Source organism: Alkalihalobacillus deserti (assembly GCF_020734105.1).
Taxonomy (GTDB): Bacteria; Bacillota; Bacilli; order Bacillales; family Bacillaceae_D; genus Halalkalibacter; species Halalkalibacter deserti.
In genome coordinates this window covers 194,101-209,864 of sequence record NZ_JAJAFR010000004.1, presented here as the reverse complement: position 1 = coordinate 209,864, position 15,764 = coordinate 194,101, and the positions used below count along the sequence as shown (strand labels likewise).

Genomic DNA, 15,764 nt, shown 5'->3' with positions numbered 1-15,764 from the left:
TCTCAACTCTGCTCCACTTTTCTCTATCTAAATTTGTGTATAAACCTTTACTCCCTCTTCTACAACTCGTTTTCTAAATGCATCTAGTAAGCAAGTTGTCTCTCTACCAGGCTTCCCATCTCCGATTACACGTCCGTCAACTTTCACAACTGCTATAACTTCTGCAGCTGTTCCTGTTAGAAAAACTTCATCAGCTACATAAACATCGTGTCTAGTAAAAGGCTCTTCTTTAACCGTATATTCTAATTCCTGAGCAATTTCAATAATGGCATTTCTCGTAATACCTTCTAGCGCGCCAATATATCCAGGTGGAGTTAGTAACTCTTTTCCTTTTACTATAAATACATTATCGGCAGATCCTTCAGCTACATAACCTTGGTCGTTTAACATAAGGGCTTCACTTACCCCAGCCAAACCTGCTTCGATCTTTACTAGAATATTATTCAAATAATTCAGTGATTTAACCTTAGGACTTAAAACATCAGGACGATTTCTGCGTGTTGCCACCGTTACAATATCTAACCCTGATTCATAGAGTTCTTTAGGAAATATAGCTAACTCCTCCGCAATAATAATTACAGATGGTGTGGCACAGGATATAGGATCAAGCCCTAGATTTCCAACCCCTCTAGAAATAACAAGACGAATGTAAGCGTTGCTTAACTCATTTTTCTGAAGAGTCTTAATGATTAAATCCTTTACTTCGTTTTTAGTATAAGGAATTTCTAGCATGATCGATTTGGCAGAGTTGAAAAGTCTATCAAGATGTTCTTGTAAACGAAAGATGTTTCCATCGTACACTCGAATTCCTTCAAACACTCCATCTCCATATAAAAAACCATGATCATAAACCGAAATTTTCGCATCTTGTTTTCGGACAAATTCACCATCAAGGTAAATCCATTGTTCACTCATGACGTTACTCTCCTCATGTATCATGTAATCTTTGTTCGTCTCGGAACAACATCACATTTTTTCATCTCTATAGAGCGGACATTTGTTTTTTTAAAATAGTTGTTGTTGAGATTTATCTTACGCTCATTCAGGTGCATGGTCAACCATTTTTTAAAAAATAATTTGACTATTTTGATTAGTCATTCTGCCTGAGAACGCTTACATCGTTGGTAGCTTTGAATTCATTATTTTTAATTCTACATATGCCTATTTTATGGATATTAAATAAACGATAGGGCATGCTAGTATTGGGTGATATTACATGGTAAAAAAACACAATAAATTCGTTAGAATAACTAAAAATTTCCCATTTATACGATTCATTAACAACCGTCGTGCTTCGCTCGTTGTCGTAGAGGATCTTTGGACAAGATGTAACACAGAAGGAGAGAAACTTCTCTATCATCAATTACGAGCAAATATGTATTATCCTACTCCTCATTACTGGATTGAACATGTACGTGCTAATCTTGCCCTAGTTCCATATCGACTAGCTTTAATTGAATTAAGGCCTGATATGAATGAAAAGCGAATTATGAAACAATTAAAGAAACGTAACTGGCGAGTCATTTTTTATGAAACAGAACAATTATTAAAAGATGAACAAATGTATGTCAACTTAGTTTCACAACAAGCACCAACAAAAAACGTCTCCACCTCATCATAAGGTGGAGACGTTTTATTTCATTATGTAAAAAACGTCCCAGGAGAGATTCGAACTCCCGACCGACGCCTTAGAAGGGCGTTGCTCTATCCAGCTGAGCTACTGGGACAAGAGCGGGTGATGAGAATCGAACTCACATCATCAGCTTGGAAGGCTGAGGTTTTACCACTAAACTACACCCGCATATTAGTATACTTTGTCACTTCAAGTACAATTAATTATATCAGAGAATCTTAAAAGTTACAAGATCTTTTTAAATATGATCACCTCTCAGCGACATTTATAACTATAACAAATAAAACTAAGACTGTCAACAATTTATCAAAAAAGTTTTAGTGGATCTCCCCAATTGAAAGAGGAGATCCACCTCTTATTCCTTCGTAAACTTACGGGTTAATTCAGGTACGATGTCACCATTATAATTATAAAAGGTAATCTTGATGTCTGAATCACCATATTCACAAATACAATACGTACCGTCTTTGTGTTCACGCGGAAGGCGAATACTGCCTGGGTTTATGTAGATAACTCCGTTTTCTTGGAACGCCGTTGCTACATGAGAATGACCAAAACATGTGATTTGCGCTTGTTTTTCTTCAGCTCGATAGCTTAAAGGAACGTGCGTCATCTTCACATTGTATAAATGACCATGCGTTATATAGAATGTAACGCCTTTCACCTGCTCTGTTACATCATGAGGAAAATCCTCGCCAAAATCGCAGTTTCCTTTTACAACCTTAACTCCTTTTATGGCAGCATGATCAGCTGTTAGTTCTGAATCACCACAGTGAAATAAGGCATCGACTTCATTTCGATGACGGTCTATTATTTTTTTTAATCGATTGCCCCAACCATGACTATCACTAATTATTAAAGCTTTCATTGTCTTCCCCCCCTAGACTCTCCATTCCTTTTGCTTCTCTAAAAGCTGCTTTAACGCTTTTGCTCGATGACTTCGCTCGTTTTTTTGCTCAGCCATTAATTGGGCCATTGTTTTATCCAGTTCCGGTAGATAGAAAATCGGATCATAGCCAAAACCATTGGAACCAGCTGCACTCATGGCGATATAACCTTCACAAGTTCCTTCATAAAAGAACGTTTCTTGATTAGGTTTCGCTACAGCTAATAAACAAATAAATCGAGCAGTTCGATCATCTCCAGGGACATCAACGAGTTCATTTAAAACTTTTTCACTATTAGCAGCGTCGCTTTTATCTTCCCCCGCGTATCTTGCTGAATAAACGCCAGGTCGTCCATCTAGAGCATCAACAACCAACCCTGAATCATCAGCGATTACCATCTGATTCAAGTAATTAGCTAAGGTCTCTGCTTTTTTTGCCGCATTCTCAGCAAAAGTTTCTCCGTCTTCGACGATATCAGGAAGATCTGGATAATCAAGTAGGGAGCGAACCTCCCACCCCTCTTTTGCGAACATTTGTTGAAACTCTGTTATCTTTCCTTTATTCTTTGTCGCAATCACCATTTCCTTCTTCATCGTTATTCTCCTTTAAGTTCTTGACTCATTTGCTCTGCAATTGGGCCTAGTATTTCTCGTTGTTTTGCTATAAGGGTCTCGATTCCTGATTCTGCTAAATCAAGTAAAGTGTTAAGTTGTTGTCTTGAAAATGTCGCCTCTTCTCCTGTTCCTTGAAGCTCCACGAACTGATGATTACCGGTCATAACGACATTCATATCTACTTCCGCGGCAGAATCTTCAAGATAACAAAGATCGAGGAGTTCTCCCTTTTCTGAATCTATACCTACTGAGATGGCAGCAAGAAACTCTTTAATAGGCCACTCCTTAATTTTGCCTGCCTTCATTGTCTTATCCATAGCAAGAGCTAACGCAACGAATGCCCCTGTAATCGAAGCCGTTCTCGTTCCTCCATCCGCTTGAATCACATCACAATCAATCCATACGGTGCGCTCGCCAATTTTTTCTAGATCAATAACGGTCCGTAAAGCTCTTCCAATAAGCCTTTGAATCTCCATTGTTCTACCTGCTACTTTTCCCTTGGATGACTCACGAATGTTTCTTTGTTCTGTTGCTCTTGGTAGCATGGCATATTCAGCTGTAATCCAACCTTTGCCTTTCCCTCTTAAAAAAGGTGGTACACGATCTTCTACCGTCGCGCTACAAATGACTTTCGTTTCCCCCATTGATATTAGTACAGATCCCTCTGGATGCTTTACATAGTTTGTTTCGATTGTTACTTTTCTTAGCTGGGCAGCTTCACGTCCATCAACTCTCATACATGATCCTCCTATTTTTATGTAGAAATAAACCAAATTTTTATGTAATAAGGAAAAGGAGGCAGCAAACTTGCTCCTCCTTTTCCTAGCGTTAGTATAATTATAAAGAATTATGAGGCAGTAGTCCAATTTGCCACTTAATATCTTCCAGTGTTTACTAATGAAGGTCTTGTAACAGGCTCGGCTACTTCACCTGATTCTGTTAGGACATTTGTCTCTCCATTCACTTGAATCGCTACTTTTTCAACTCCTTCTTGTTCGGTTAACGTTAAAGCGAGCATATCCATTATTTCAGACGAAACGGCTGTTGATTGAAGCTGTGTTAAAATCGACTCATTAAAGTTCAATGTCACCATTCCATTTTCATACATAGGCTCGTCAATAAGAGTTACTCCTTGGCGGAAATCTGTTAATAAATTGGATTGAAGAGATGGCCCCTTCAGTAGTTCTTTTACAGATGCAGTTAAAGCATCTTCTCCTAAGGAAACACGACGCGTTACTGGGACATAATATGTGTTGTCCCCATTTTGAGCAAGGAAGTAAAGAGTAACCCCTTTACTATTGACGACATCGATAACATCGCCTGCTTCAATATTAATTCCATTCGCTCTACTTACTCCTTCGCCAATGGGTGTTCCGCTAACAGGCATCATATCTTGTTTATGACCGTTGATACGAATTTGTACACTATCGACATTTTCAAACTGCGTCAATGTGTAGGTAATTGCTTCCAATATTTGTCTTTCTTGGCTCGGATCATAACTTTTAAATTCATTTGAAAAATCAGCAATCGCCATTCCATCTTTTAAATCTACATCGACTTCTGTCCCGGCAGGAATCACTGCCCGGAAACCATTTGGAAGCATATCTGTAACAGGACCTCCATCAACTAAGTATTCTAGTGATTGCTTAAGCACACTTTGTGTTTTAGGCAGCTCTAATGTTTGCGGAACTACAAGTCCATTGGCGTCAATTAAATAGATTTCACGTTTCGTTGACTCTCCTATTGCTTCTTCTTCATCCGGAGCTTCATCAGGTTCTTTTTCCCCCGTACCATCTTCTAATTCTAACGACTCACCTTCTTCTACATAATTTGTAGGCGGTGTATCCATCTCATTCGTTGACTCATTAGATCCAAACGAACAAGCTGTCATTGTTAACAAAGTTGCAAAAGCAAGAACTGGAACCCCTTTTCGGATTACTTTACGCATGTGTTTTCCCTCCTAAGATAGTTTGTACTACATGTATACGAGCCCTATAAGGAGAATAGACCATCATTTATAGATTTTAAAAAAAAGATTTTTTACTGCTTGAAAAAATCTATAAACCACTGTCTAGCTTATAGATCCTTCTCAGGCCGAAGCATAAGCTTATTTAAACACTAAAAAACCCGTATGATAGATGTTGATATCTATCATACGAGCTAATCACAAATTTTACTTTTTAAAATAATAGACTCTACATGCCCTACATTCATTTCTAGCCATTGGTCAGCTAATTTCTTGAACCTGATGGCATCACCTGTTGTAAAAAAGCGGTGATTAGGCTTTCGCTCCTTTGTGTAGAGGAGATTCTTGTGGTAAAGGAGACTACTGACTTCTCGAGCTGTCTCATCACCTGATGAGATTAATTCAATGTCAGGACCTACTCGGTTGGCAATAACCTCTCTCAATAGCGGATAATGCGTGCATCCTAAGATAAGAGTATCAAAAGCAAGCCCATCTAAAGGCTTCAATGCTTCATCTACGATTCTCTCAGCTTCGGATCCTTCAAACATCCCTTTTTCTACTAAAGGGACAAAAGGAGGACAAGCAAGACTCTCCACCTTCACCTTACTATTAATCGTCCTCAGTGCTTTTTCATAAGCTTGACTTTGAATCGTTCCTGTCGTTCCAATAATCGCGACATGGTCTTTTTGTGTGACTTTTAAAGCACTTATGGCACCTGGATGAACAACGCCTACAACAGGTATTGGTAACTCCCTTTTCACTTCTTCAAGAACAACAGCCGTAGCTGTGTTACAGGCTACTACAAGCATTTTCATATTGTCTTCTGACAGGCGATCTATCATTTCCCAAGTGAATCTTCTTACTTCTTCAGCTGTTCGAGGACCGTATGGACAACGAGCTGAATCACCAATATAAACAATTTCTTCTTTCGGCAATTGTCTCATAATCTCTTTGGCTACCGTAAGTCCACCTAGTCCAGAATCTATAACTCCAATTGGTCTATCCAAAAATTATCCCTCAATTTCTAACGACACAACTTATTTATTCACACGTGTCACTTTCATCTCTTCATGCAAAACATGCAAACTCTTCTCAAGAAAACTCACTTCATCTTGAGAGAAATTGACCAAAATATCTTCCAAATATTCTTGACGTTTCTTGATTACTTCTTCAATAATTGTTCGTCCTTTATCTAATAGATGAATGCGAACAACACGTCTGTCACTTTTATCTTTTACTCTTTCAACGAGTTCATTTTTTTCCATTCTATCTACTAAATCTGTCGTTGTACTACAAGCTAAGTACATTTTTGTAGATAGTTCACCAATCGTCATATCACCAAACTCATTTAGCCATTGCAATGCTATAAATTGTGGTGGAGTTATCGGAAATTGCGTCAGGATTTCTCGGCCCTTTTGCTTAACCATTTCTGACACTCGTCTTAATGAACGCTCAATTTGTTCGATCTGGCGCTGATCCATCTTACGCACCCCTTCTACACAGGTAACTGTGGTATTCTCATTATTGTCGCTTGTTTCCAAATGAATTGCAAGAGAAGAATGTGACAAATTCATGCGTGTCTATTCTAATAGTAAAAAAGTTGACTCAACCGGTTATCCGATCTTGAGTCAACTTCATTGATCTATTAAGCCATGAACGTTTCACGGACTCGCTGTTCGACTTCATCTGCTGTGTTAAGTTGTAGCATCTCATTTGAAAACGCTGCTAGCTCTTCTTTTGAAAGAGAAAGCAGTTGACTACGAGCAGGTAAAATTGACGTTGCGCTCATACTAAACTCATCTAAACCAAGCCCGAGCAATAGTGGAATCGCCACTTCATCTCCGGCCATTTCTCCACACATACCAACCCACTTTCCTTGTTTGTGAGCAGCATCGACGACCATTTTAACTAAGCGTAAAATAGCAGGATGGTATGGCTGATACAAATAAGAAACACGTTCATTCATACGATCAGCGGCCATTGTGTATTGAATGAGGTCATTCGTTCCAATGCTAAAAAAGTCAACTTCTGTTGCGAATAAGTCAGCAGCTATAGCCGTTGATGGAATCTCAACCATTATTCCAATTTCCATTTCTTCTGACACAGAAATTTCTGCTTCTATTAACTTGCTTTTCTCTTCTAATAGCATCGCTTTTGCTTGACGAAACTCATCAAGTGTCGCGATCATTGGAAACATTACTTTTAAGTTACCGAACGCACTAGCACGAAGAAGAGCTCTTAATTGTGTACGAAAAATTTCTTTTTCCTCTAAACATAAACGAATAGCACGGAAACCTAGAAATGGATTCATTTCTTTTGGTAAATCTAAGTATGGTAATTCCTTATCTCCGCCGATATCCAATGTACGAATAACGACTGGTTTGTCTTCCATACGTTCCACTACTTCTTTATATGCTTCAAACTGCTCTTCTTCTGAAGGAAGCTCGGTTCTTCCCATATAAAGAAATTCTGTCCGATAAAGCCCAATCCCTTCAGCTCCATTGTTAATGACACCTTCTAAATCTTTAGGTGTTCCAATGTTTGCTGCAAGCTCAACATGTTGCCCGTCTTTTGTAGTCGTTTGCTCAGTGGCAAGCTTTGCCCATTCTACCTTTTGCTTGGCAAAGTCATCACGTTTTTTTGTATAGAACGCAATTTCTTTTTCTGTCGGTTCAACAATGACCAAACCATCAAGACCATCAACAATTACGATCATACCCGTCTGAATTTCAGCTGTGACTTCTTTTGCTCCCACAACAGCAGGAATCTCAAGAGATCTAGACATGATCGCTGAGTGCGATGTACGCCCACCGATATCTGTTGCGAACCCTTTAATAAATACAGGGTTAAGTTGTGCTGTGTCCGATGGCGTTAAATCTTCAGCAATGACTATCGTTTCTTCGGAAATCGTTGCTAAAGACTGTGCTTCAATTCCAAGTAAATGACCAAGAACACGTTTAGAAACATCACGGATATCAGCTGCACGTTCCTTCATATATTCATTATCCATGTTTTCGAACATCGTAATGAACATAGTGGAAACTTCATTCATTGCATATTCTGCATTTTGCTTATCATCTGTAATTCTCCCTTTTACGGTATCGACAAGTTCAGGATCACTAAGAACAAGTAAATGAGCTGCAAAGATTTCAGCTTTATCAGCACCCAGTTCTTTTTCTGTTTTATCTTTGATCACAGACAGCTCTTCTTTTGATTTCGTTAAAGCTTGATCTAAACGTTGTACTTCACTGGTGGGATCTTGAACCTCTTTTAACTCAATAGTCATATTTGGTTCTTCGTGCACAAAGGCCTTTGCAATCGCTACACCAGAAGAAGCAGCGATACCAGTCAGTGAACGCATTATTCTCCTAGCCCTTCTTTAATAACATCTTCAATTGCTTGTAAAGCTTCATCTGCATCTGAACCTTCAGCTTTCACCGTTACTTCTGCACCTTTACCAACACCTAAAGACATAACGCCCATAATCGACTTAAGGTTAACAGCTTTACCTTTGTACTCAAGAGTAATATCCGAAGAAAATTGACCTGCTTTATTAACTAATTGTGTTGCTGGACGTGCGTGAATTCCCGTATCTGCTGTAATTATAAATGTTTTTTCTGCCATAATTAATCTACCTCTTTCTTTTCAGATAATTTATTTAGAAAAACTTGGTTCGCTAGAAGTTATTATAAGAACTTGAGCGAGCCTAGTTTTAACTTACTTTTGCTAGCACTACAATAAAAAAGACATAAGCAAAGAACGTATATGAAAAAAATCAGTGGGATTGTACATTTATAGCGTACCCCATCTTTATCTCATATACACTTCTATACTTATGCCTGATCGAATCAGTAACACGTAATAAGTGCACTTATAGTAGCAATAACATTTTCTTAAATTAATTATACATAGTATAGCATAAGTTTTTTTTGATTTTCAATAGGTAAGACTCGATATTACTCGACAAAAATTAAAATCTTTTAGTTTTAACTGGCTTTTCGTCCATTTCACGATCTTTTCTTGTTTATTTTCAATAATAAAACACGTCGTACGCCTTCTAGACATATACTATCAAGACTAAAACCCTTCAATAGTGGGATTTGAGTCCCCACAAAATCGCTCTCAGCCCGAGCAAGAAGGAGTGAACTCATTGAAAGGAGCAGAATTCGGACCTAAACCCTTACTTACGAAAAGGGAACGCGAAGTATTTGAACTTCTTGTCCAAGATAAGACAACACGAGAAATCGCACAAGAGCTTTTCATAAGTGAGAAAACCGTACGAAATCACATCTCTAATACGATGCAGAAGCTGGGGGTTAAGGGGCGCTCTCAAGCGGTTATCGAATTAATACGACTAGGAGAACTTGAAATATAGAAACACTAAATTCCACACGCTCACTCACCATTTCGTTGCTCACCGCGTTTTAGTCGTTTCATTATTTTAAAGAGGCTACTGAGAAAGGTTGATTTTTACCTTTCTCAGTAGCTTCACTTTTTATTCATGTTTTTCAAACTCCATTCTCATATCTTCATCCCATTCAACTGATTGGCCAGTTTCTTTGCTTATCTGAACAATTGTTCCTCTGCCTATTAGACAGACTTCCTTTTTCTCATTATGGGCCACGTAATGAAGATCAACCGAAGAGCGTCCAATCTGATTGACTTTGACCGAAATAGATAAACGTTCAGCAAATTTAATCTGCTGAATGTAATCGCAATGCAAATCAGCTACAACGACCATCGTCTCGTACTCACGGCTTATCCATTTATTCATCAACCCAAGATGTTTAAAAAACTCGGTCCGAGCTTCCTCAAAAAAGACAAACGCCTTTGTATTATTGAGATGTCCGAAAGCATCTGTTTCAGAAAATCTTACTTTTACTGGTACGGAAAATTGAAATTCAGATAACCATTGTTCAAGCGATCCTATGTAGGAAGGTACTCTCATTTAAAACACCTCGTAACTATTATTGAAATACTAAAAGCCATTTACAAACAAAGGCCCTAATCTCTCTGTCAAGAGATCAGGACCGTGATAAACTTATGCACCAAAGAAGTTTTTAAATGATTGTAGAGTCGTTTGACGATTTAATGCTGCAATCGAAGTGGTAAGTGGAATGCCTTTCGGGCAAGACTGAACACAGTTTTGTGAATTACCACAATTAGCAAGTCCACCTTCACTCATAATCGTTTCCAGACGCTCTTCTTTGTTCATCTCACCGGTTGGATGAGCATTGAACAAACGAACTTGAGAAAGTGGGGCTGGACCGATAAAGTCTGATTTGCTATTCACATTTGGACATGCTTCTAAGCATACCCCACATGTCATGCATTTTGAAAGTTCATATGCCCATTGGCGCTTTGATTCCGCCATACGAGGTCCTGGTCCAAGATCATATGTTCCATCAATTGGAATCCATGCTTTTACTTTCTTAAGTGAATCAAACATCCGGCTACGATCAACCATTAAGTCACGAACAACAGGGAATGTTTTCATTGGCTCTAGACGAATAGGTTGCTCCAATTGATCAACTAAAGCCGTACAGGATTGACGCGGCTTACCGTTAATAACCATCGAACAAGCTCCACAAACTTCTTCAAGACAGTTCATATCCCAGGAAATTGGCGTAGTCTGTTCTCCTTTTGTATTGACTGGATTACGACGGAACTCCATCAATGCTGAAATAACGTTCATATTTTGACGATATGGAACCTCAAATTCCTCTTCATAAGGAGCATTGTTCGGATCATCTTGTCTCATTACTTTAAATTTGATTGTTTTTTCACTCATGATTTAACAGCTCCTTGCTTCTTTTGAGAGTAATCACGTTTACGTGGCTTAATAAGCGACGTATCAACATCTTCATATGCAAAGTCAGGTGCATTTTTCGTAGCGTTAAATGTAGCCTTTGTTGTCTTTAAGAATTCTTCATCGTTACGCTCCGGGAAGTCTGGCTTATAATGAGCTCCACGACTTTCGTTACGATTGTAAGCACCAAGAGTAATAACGCGAGCAAGGCTTAACATCCCATCTAATTGACGAGTGAATGAAGCACCTAGATTGCTCCACTTTGCCGTGTCATTGATATTAATATTTTTATAACGTTCCATTAATTCTTGAATTTTCTCATCTGTTTTTAGAAGCTTGTCATTGTGACGAACAACGGTTACGTTATCTGTCATCCACTCACCAAGTTCCTTGTGAAGAATGTAAGCATTCTCTTTTCCATCCATCTTCAGGATGTTGTCATAAGCATCTTGTTCTTTCTTCACTTCATTTTCAAATAATGATGTAGGCATCGAATCAGCTGATTTTTCTAAACCATTCATGTATTCGACTGCATTTGGACCTGCAACCATACCACCATAAATGGCAGAAAGAAGCGAGTTCGCACCAAGTCTGTTTCCACCATGCTGTGAGTAATCACACTCACCTGCAGCAAACAAACCAGGAATGTTCGTCATTTGATCATAATCAACCCACATACCACCCATTGAGTAATGAACAGCAGGGAAGATCTTCATCGGTACTTTACGCGGATCATCACCCATGAATTTTTCATAAATTTCAATAATTCCACCAAGTTTAATATCAAGCTCTTTAGGATCTTTGTGAGAAAGGTCAAGATACACCATGTTCTCTCCATTAATTCCAAGCTTTTGCTCAACACAGACGTCAAAAATTTCACGTGTTGCAATATCACGCGGTACTAAGTTTCCATAAGCAGGATATTTCTCTTCTAGGAAATACCATGGTTTTCCGTCCTTATACGTCCATACACGCCCACCTTCACCACGTGCAGATTCACTCATGAGACGAAGCTTATCGTCACCTGGAATCGCAGTCGGGTGAATTTGAATGAACTCACCATTTGCATAGTGAACGCCTTGTTGGTAAAGCTTAGCGGCAGCATATCCTGTATTAATAACAGAGTTAGTAGATTTACCGAAGATAATTCCAGGTCCACCCGTTGCCATGATCACAGCATCAGCTTGGAAACTACGAATTTCTGATGATTTCAAATCTTGAGCTGTAATCCCGCGACAAGCTCCTTCGTCATCAACAACCGCAGATAAGAATTCCCAACCTTCATATTTCGTTACTAAACCACTAACTTCAAAACGACGAACTTGCTCATCCAACGCATAAAGAAGTTGTTGTCCAGTCGTTGCACCAGCAAAGGCTGTGCGGTGATATTGTGTTCCACCGAAACGACGGAAATCTAGTAAACCCTCAGGTGTACGGTTAAACATAACACCCATACGGTCCATTAAATGAATGATTCCAGGTGCTGCATCTGTCATCGCTTTTACAGGAGGTTGGTTCGCTAAGAAGTCTCCTCCGTAAACCGTATCGTCAAAGTGCTCCCAAGTAGAGTCACCTTCACCTTTTGTATTAACAGCCCCGTTAATTCCACCTTGTGCACAAACTGAGTGTGAACGTTTAACTGGAACTAAAGAGAAGAGATCAACAGGTACTCCTTTTTCTGCTGCTTTAATTGTTGCCATCAGACCAGCTAGTCCACCTCCGACAACAATAATTCTACCTTTACTCATATATGATTCACTCCTTAAATGTTTGCTAAGTCTGGATTAATGAATGCTAGAATTGCTCTGATGCCGATAAAAGTTAAAACAAAGAAGACTGCTAGTGTTACATATGTTGCAATTTGTTGTGAACGAGGTGTTACTGTGATTCCCCAAGATACAGCGAATGACCAAAGACCATTTGCAAAGTGGAATGTTGCTGAAATAACGCCTAAAATATAAAATGCAATCATAAATGGATTGCTAAAAATATTAGCCATCATATCAAAGTTAACTTCTGCTCCAAATGCTGCTGCAATTCTAGTTTCCCAAACGTGCCATGTAATCCAGATTAAAAGAAACACCCCAGTCCAACGTTGAATTTTAAACATCCAGTTACGGAAGAAGCCATATCTAGCCGTATTATTTTTTGCTTGAAATGCAATATATAAACCATAGATTGCATGATAAAGCAATGGAACAAAAATAATAAAAATTTCAAGTGCATAACGGAATGGTAGACTCTCCATAAAATGAGATGCTTGGTTAAAAGCACTCGCTCCCCGTGTTGCAAAATGATTGACTACTAAGTGCTGAATTAAAAATATTCCAACTGGAATGACGCCTAGCAGTGAATGTAGCTTACGATTAAAAAACTCTCGATTACCAGCCATACCTTTCTTCCCCCCACAAGTTAATTGTATTCTCTTGATCTAAAACATTGATATTCTTCTCAAATATAAAACTTTCTGTGAAGAAAATCCGACAAATTTATTGTACTCCTATCAGATAAACTCGTCAAGAAACCGTATACAACCTTTTTAAAAGAAAATCGAGATAAAACGCTAAAAACAAAAGACTTTGCATAATCCTAACATTTTTCTAGGATTGCAAAGTCTTTATTAAAAGATTTATCCAATTATAATTCGTTCTGTTGGATATCTAAAATGAGCTTTGGTTTCTCTTTTTCTAATTGAGAATAAGAAGGCAATTAAACCGACACGTCCAATAAACATAAGGATCATTAACACAAACTGACTGGCGAATGTTAAATCGGCTGTAATCCCCATTGAAAGTCCACATGTTCCAAACGCAGAGGCCGTTTCAAATACAATCGCAATTAAATTAACATCGCCTCCTTCAAATGCAACAATTAATGTAACCGCTGCAAACAGCATTACGACAAAGACAGAAAGGACAATAAAAGCCTTTGTACGATCTTCAGGATGAATTTCTCGACCAAAAACTTTGACGTCATCTTTCCCGAGTGCGAAGCTACGGATCGTTAAGAACATAACCGCGACGGTCGTCGTTCGAATTCCCCCCCCCACACTTGAAGGACTTGCGCCTATAATCATCAGAGCCGAAATAAACAGAAGTGTTGCGCTGTTTAAATCAGAAACATCCATGATAGAGAGTCCACCACTTCTAGAAGTAGCCGAATTAAAAATCGAATAAAACAACTGCTGATGCCAATCTAAACCAACATAATAATGCCCCGTTTCAAGTGCCCAGATTCCAATAACACCAACAAAGAACACAGCAAAATACGTGACTGTTGTTATTTTCGTGAATAAACTAAATTTAAAATTAGGATTTTTCTTTGAAAAATATTCCCTTAATTCTAAAAGAACTGGAAAGCCGATTGCCCCAGCAAAAATGAGTAAAATTACGACAAACTGAACGTAATAGTCATTTGCAAACGGGATGAGCGATTGACCAGTCACATCAAACCCAGCATTCGTAAAAGCACTGAGTGAAGCAAATGCCCCTTGATAGTAAGCCTCGCCAACCGTATCAAAATATCTAATAAAATATGTACCTAAAATAAGGGCTCCAATAAATTCGATGATAAGAGCAACAAATAATATGCCTCTCATAAGATTGACAAGACCGGAAAACGTATTTTGATTTTGATCGACCATGATCAACATTCGTTGGGCAAAATTAATTTTGCGTCCAAATAACATCCATACAAACGTCCCCATCGTCATAATCCCGATTCCGCCAAGTTGTATCGCTAACGCCAAAAAAATAATACCGATATAACTATATGTTTCTGGTACATTAACAACCGATAACCCTGTTACACTTACTGCACTTACAGAAGTGAATAGCGCTTCTGTATAAGTCACCTTCACCCCTGGTTGATGGGAAATGGGTAAATATAAAAGAAAACTAAATAAAACCATTGCAACGACGTAAGAAATAATAATTATTCTAAATGGAGAAAGGAATTGATTCAGCCCTGATTTCATAAAAAATACCTCCGTGTTCATTCGCGCTTAAGTATACCACTTCATATAAGTCGAGGCTAGAAGATGCAATATTTTTTTACTTATCGGGCTCAATATATACTGGTTTTTATAAAGAATAACAGGTACATCTTTTTGCACTTTATCGCTTCCTAGAGACTTAGAAACTTTGCACACCTACGATCTGTAGGATGTTAAATAATAAAATGATATTAAGCGAATTGAACAAACTAATAGAACAGCTGCGAAGGATCCGTTATATGCTAGCAATGCTAAGATTAATACGTCGGTTTACAACTTGTAATAGCATCCAGTAAACAATGACAAGATAGGACTCTTATCTTCAAAAAGCGGTTCTTTTTTCGCTTGTACGTCTATACAACTTCGTTTATGATCAAAAGTACTGAAATATTTTTTTCGTAGGATTTGGAATGGGTTCACAAGGGAGAGATATAATCCATGGAAAGACAGACGAAACAATTTGGTTACGATTTAATTCGTAATGATGTTCTAAAAGATGTCCTAGGTAAGGAACATGATTCGATACTTTATTGGATTGGAAAATCTCTAGCACGTAAATACGCAGTAGCTACAATAGAGGAACTTTTTCAATTTTTTGAAGATGCGAATTGGGGAACACTTGCTCAAATAAAAGACAAGAAACAAGTTCAAGTTTTTGAACTCTCTGGTCCATGGATGGATAAACAGGATACACGTTGTTATCAGTTAGAAGCAGGCTTTTTGGCTCAACAACTAGAGATTTGGTATAACTGTGTTACAGGGAGTACATATACAGTAAAAAAAGAAGTCATACAATTTATAGTGGAACTTGATAGAAAAGATCTTACTAGGTAAGAAACCGCATAGCGGTCTTTTTTTCAC

The 15,764-nt window shown here is 38.3% G+C and carries 17 protein-coding genes and 2 tRNA genes; 3 read left to right on the top strand and 16 right to left on the bottom strand.

Features of this window, described 5'->3' with window-relative positions:
• Positions 1-27: 27 nt before the first annotated feature.
• Positions 28-915 carry a branched-chain-amino-acid transaminase gene (ilvE, locus tag LDX58_RS09940; RefSeq protein WP_227936679.1) on the bottom strand — a complete coding sequence of 296 codons (888 nt, stop codon included), beginning with the start codon at positions 913-915 and terminating at the stop codon, positions 28-30.
• A gap of 301 nt (positions 916-1,216) precedes the next feature.
• On the opposite strand from ilvE, the gene LDX58_RS09935 reads away from it, so the two are divergent.
• Positions 1,217-1,621 (top strand): hypothetical protein, encoded by a 405-nt coding sequence (locus tag LDX58_RS09935; RefSeq protein WP_227936678.1) that lies wholly within the window; start codon positions 1,217-1,219, stop codon positions 1,619-1,621.
• Positions 1,622-1,653: 32 nt separating this feature from the next.
• Here LDX58_RS09935 and LDX58_RS09930 read toward each other — a convergent pair.
• From LDX58_RS09930 to LDX58_RS09885, 10 genes are all read right to left on the bottom strand, one after another.
• Positions 1,654-1,727, bottom strand: a tRNA-Arg gene (locus LDX58_RS09930).
• A gap of 3 nt (positions 1,728-1,730) precedes the next feature.
• A tRNA-Gly gene (locus tag LDX58_RS09925) sits at positions 1,731-1,801 on the bottom strand.
• Positions 1,802-1,988: 187 nt separating this feature from the next.
• Positions 1,989-2,501 (bottom strand): metallophosphoesterase family protein, encoded by a 513-nt coding sequence (locus LDX58_RS09920; RefSeq protein ID WP_227936677.1) that lies wholly within the window; start codon positions 2,499-2,501, stop codon positions 1,989-1,991.
• Between the two features lie 12 nt (positions 2,502-2,513).
• Entirely contained in the window at positions 2,514-3,113 is a 600-nt protein-coding gene (locus LDX58_RS09915; RefSeq protein WP_227936676.1) for an XTP/dITP diphosphatase, read from the bottom strand.
• A gap of 2 nt (positions 3,114-3,115) precedes the next feature.
• Entirely contained in the window at positions 3,116-3,871 is a 756-nt protein-coding gene (rph, locus tag LDX58_RS09910; RefSeq protein ID WP_227936675.1) for a ribonuclease PH, read from the bottom strand.
• A 137-nt stretch (positions 3,872-4,008) separates the two neighbouring features.
• Positions 4,009-5,082 (bottom strand): GerMN domain-containing protein, encoded by a 1,074-nt coding sequence (locus LDX58_RS09905; RefSeq protein WP_227936674.1) that lies wholly within the window; start codon positions 5,080-5,082, stop codon positions 4,009-4,011.
• 212 nt (positions 5,083-5,294) lie between these two features.
• Positions 5,295-6,107, bottom strand: coding sequence for a glutamate racemase (racE, locus tag LDX58_RS09900; RefSeq protein WP_227936673.1), 813 nt, complete (start codon positions 6,105-6,107; stop codon positions 5,295-5,297).
• Positions 6,108-6,137: 30 nt separating this feature from the next.
• Entirely contained in the window at positions 6,138-6,581 is a 444-nt protein-coding gene (locus tag LDX58_RS09895) for a MarR family winged helix-turn-helix transcriptional regulator (RefSeq protein WP_227936672.1), read from the bottom strand.
• Between the two features lie 164 nt (positions 6,582-6,745).
• Complete coding sequence (gene ptsP / locus LDX58_RS09890; RefSeq protein ID WP_227936671.1) at positions 6,746-8,461, bottom strand: phosphoenolpyruvate--protein phosphotransferase; 1,716 nt, start codon at positions 8,459-8,461, stop codon at positions 6,746-6,748.
• Complete coding sequence (locus LDX58_RS09885; protein WP_227936670.1) at positions 8,461-8,724, bottom strand: phosphocarrier protein HPr; 264 nt, start codon at positions 8,722-8,724, stop codon at positions 8,461-8,463. The genes ptsP and LDX58_RS09885 overlap by 1 nt, the downstream gene beginning before the upstream one ends.
• A 526-nt stretch (positions 8,725-9,250) precedes the next feature.
• Between LDX58_RS09885 and LDX58_RS09880 the strand changes: the two genes are divergently transcribed.
• Entirely contained in the window at positions 9,251-9,475 is a 225-nt protein-coding gene (locus tag LDX58_RS09880) for a helix-turn-helix domain-containing protein (RefSeq protein ID WP_035664029.1), read from the top strand.
• 120 nt (positions 9,476-9,595) lie between these two features.
• Here LDX58_RS09880 and LDX58_RS09875 read toward each other — a convergent pair whose 3' ends face one another.
• The 5 genes from LDX58_RS09875 to LDX58_RS09855 all read right to left on the bottom strand — a co-directional run bounded on the left by LDX58_RS09875 (position 9,596) and on the right by LDX58_RS09855 (position 14,885).
• Positions 9,596-10,048 carry an acyl-CoA thioesterase gene (locus LDX58_RS09875; RefSeq protein WP_227936669.1) on the bottom strand — a complete coding sequence of 151 codons (453 nt, stop codon included), beginning with the start codon at positions 10,046-10,048 and terminating at the stop codon, positions 9,596-9,598.
• A 93-nt stretch (positions 10,049-10,141) separates the two neighbouring features.
• Positions 10,142-10,891, bottom strand: a complete 750-nt coding sequence (sdhB, locus tag LDX58_RS09870) for a succinate dehydrogenase iron-sulfur subunit (protein WP_227936668.1) — start codon at positions 10,889-10,891, stop codon at positions 10,142-10,144.
• A complete protein-coding gene (sdhA, locus tag LDX58_RS09865; protein ID WP_227936667.1) occupies positions 10,888-12,657 on the bottom strand; it encodes a succinate dehydrogenase flavoprotein subunit in 1,770 nt (589 codons plus the stop codon). Before sdhA ends, sdhB begins: the two co-directional genes overlap by 4 nt.
• Positions 12,658-12,671: 14 nt before the next feature.
• Positions 12,672-13,301, bottom strand: coding sequence for a succinate dehydrogenase cytochrome b558 subunit (locus LDX58_RS09860; RefSeq protein WP_227936666.1), 630 nt, complete (start codon positions 13,299-13,301; stop codon positions 12,672-12,674).
• Between the two features lie 237 nt (positions 13,302-13,538).
• Complete coding sequence (locus tag LDX58_RS09855; RefSeq protein ID WP_227936665.1) at positions 13,539-14,885, bottom strand: TrkH family potassium uptake protein; 1,347 nt, start codon at positions 14,883-14,885, stop codon at positions 13,539-13,541.
• Positions 14,886-15,341: 456 nt separating this feature from the next.
• On the opposite strand from LDX58_RS09855, the gene LDX58_RS09850 reads away from it, so the two are divergent.
• Positions 15,342-15,737: a YslB family protein gene (locus tag LDX58_RS09850; protein ID WP_227936664.1), complete on the top strand. Its 396-nt coding sequence runs from the start codon at positions 15,342-15,344 to the stop codon at positions 15,735-15,737.
• Positions 15,738-15,764 lie beyond the last annotated feature (27 nt).

Excerpts from the sequence above, each read along its gene's own strand:
- ilvE (WP_227936679.1), bottom strand. The coding sequence starts at position 915 with ATGAGTGAACAATGGATTTACCTTGATGGTGAATTTGTCCGAAAACAA.
- rph (WP_227936675.1), bottom strand. The coding sequence starts at position 3,871 with ATGAGAGTTGATGGACGTGAAGCTGCCCAGCTAAGAAAAGTAACAATC.
- LDX58_RS09915 (WP_227936676.1), bottom strand. The coding sequence starts at position 3,113 with ATGAAGAAGGAAATGGTGATTGCGACAAAGAATAAAGGAAAGATAACA.
- LDX58_RS09905 (WP_227936674.1), bottom strand. The coding sequence starts at position 5,082 with ATGCGTAAAGTAATCCGAAAAGGGGTTCCAGTTCTTGCTTTTGCAACT.
- LDX58_RS09855 (WP_227936665.1), bottom strand. The coding sequence starts at position 14,885 with ATGAAATCAGGGCTGAATCAATTCCTTTCTCCATTTAGAATAATTATT.
- LDX58_RS09885 (WP_227936670.1), bottom strand. The coding sequence starts at position 8,724 with ATGGCAGAAAAAACATTTATAATTACAGCAGATACGGGAATTCACGCA.
- LDX58_RS09920 (WP_227936677.1), bottom strand. The coding sequence starts at position 2,501 with ATGAAAGCTTTAATAATTAGTGATAGTCATGGTTGGGGCAATCGATTA.
- LDX58_RS09895 (WP_227936672.1), bottom strand. The coding sequence starts at position 6,581 with ATGGATCAGCGCCAGATCGAACAAATTGAGCGTTCATTAAGACGAGTG.
- ptsP (WP_227936671.1), bottom strand. The coding sequence starts at position 8,461 with ATGCGTTCACTGACTGGTATCGCTGCTTCTTCTGGTGTAGCGATTGCA.
- sdhB (WP_227936668.1), bottom strand. The coding sequence starts at position 10,891 with ATGAGTGAAAAAACAATCAAATTTAAAGTAATGAGACAAGATGATCCG.
- LDX58_RS09860 (WP_227936666.1), bottom strand. The coding sequence starts at position 13,301 with ATGGCTGGTAATCGAGAGTTTTTTAATCGTAAGCTACATTCACTGCTA.
- sdhA (WP_227936667.1), bottom strand. The coding sequence starts at position 12,657 with ATGAGTAAAGGTAGAATTATTGTTGTCGGAGGTGGACTAGCTGGTCTG.
- LDX58_RS09935 (WP_227936678.1), top strand. The coding sequence starts at position 1,217 with ATGGTAAAAAAACACAATAAATTCGTTAGAATAACTAAAAATTTCCCA.
- LDX58_RS09875 (WP_227936669.1), bottom strand. The coding sequence starts at position 10,048 with ATGAGAGTACCTTCCTACATAGGATCGCTTGAACAATGGTTATCTGAA.
- LDX58_RS09850 (WP_227936664.1), top strand. The coding sequence starts at position 15,342 with ATGGAAAGACAGACGAAACAATTTGGTTACGATTTAATTCGTAATGAT.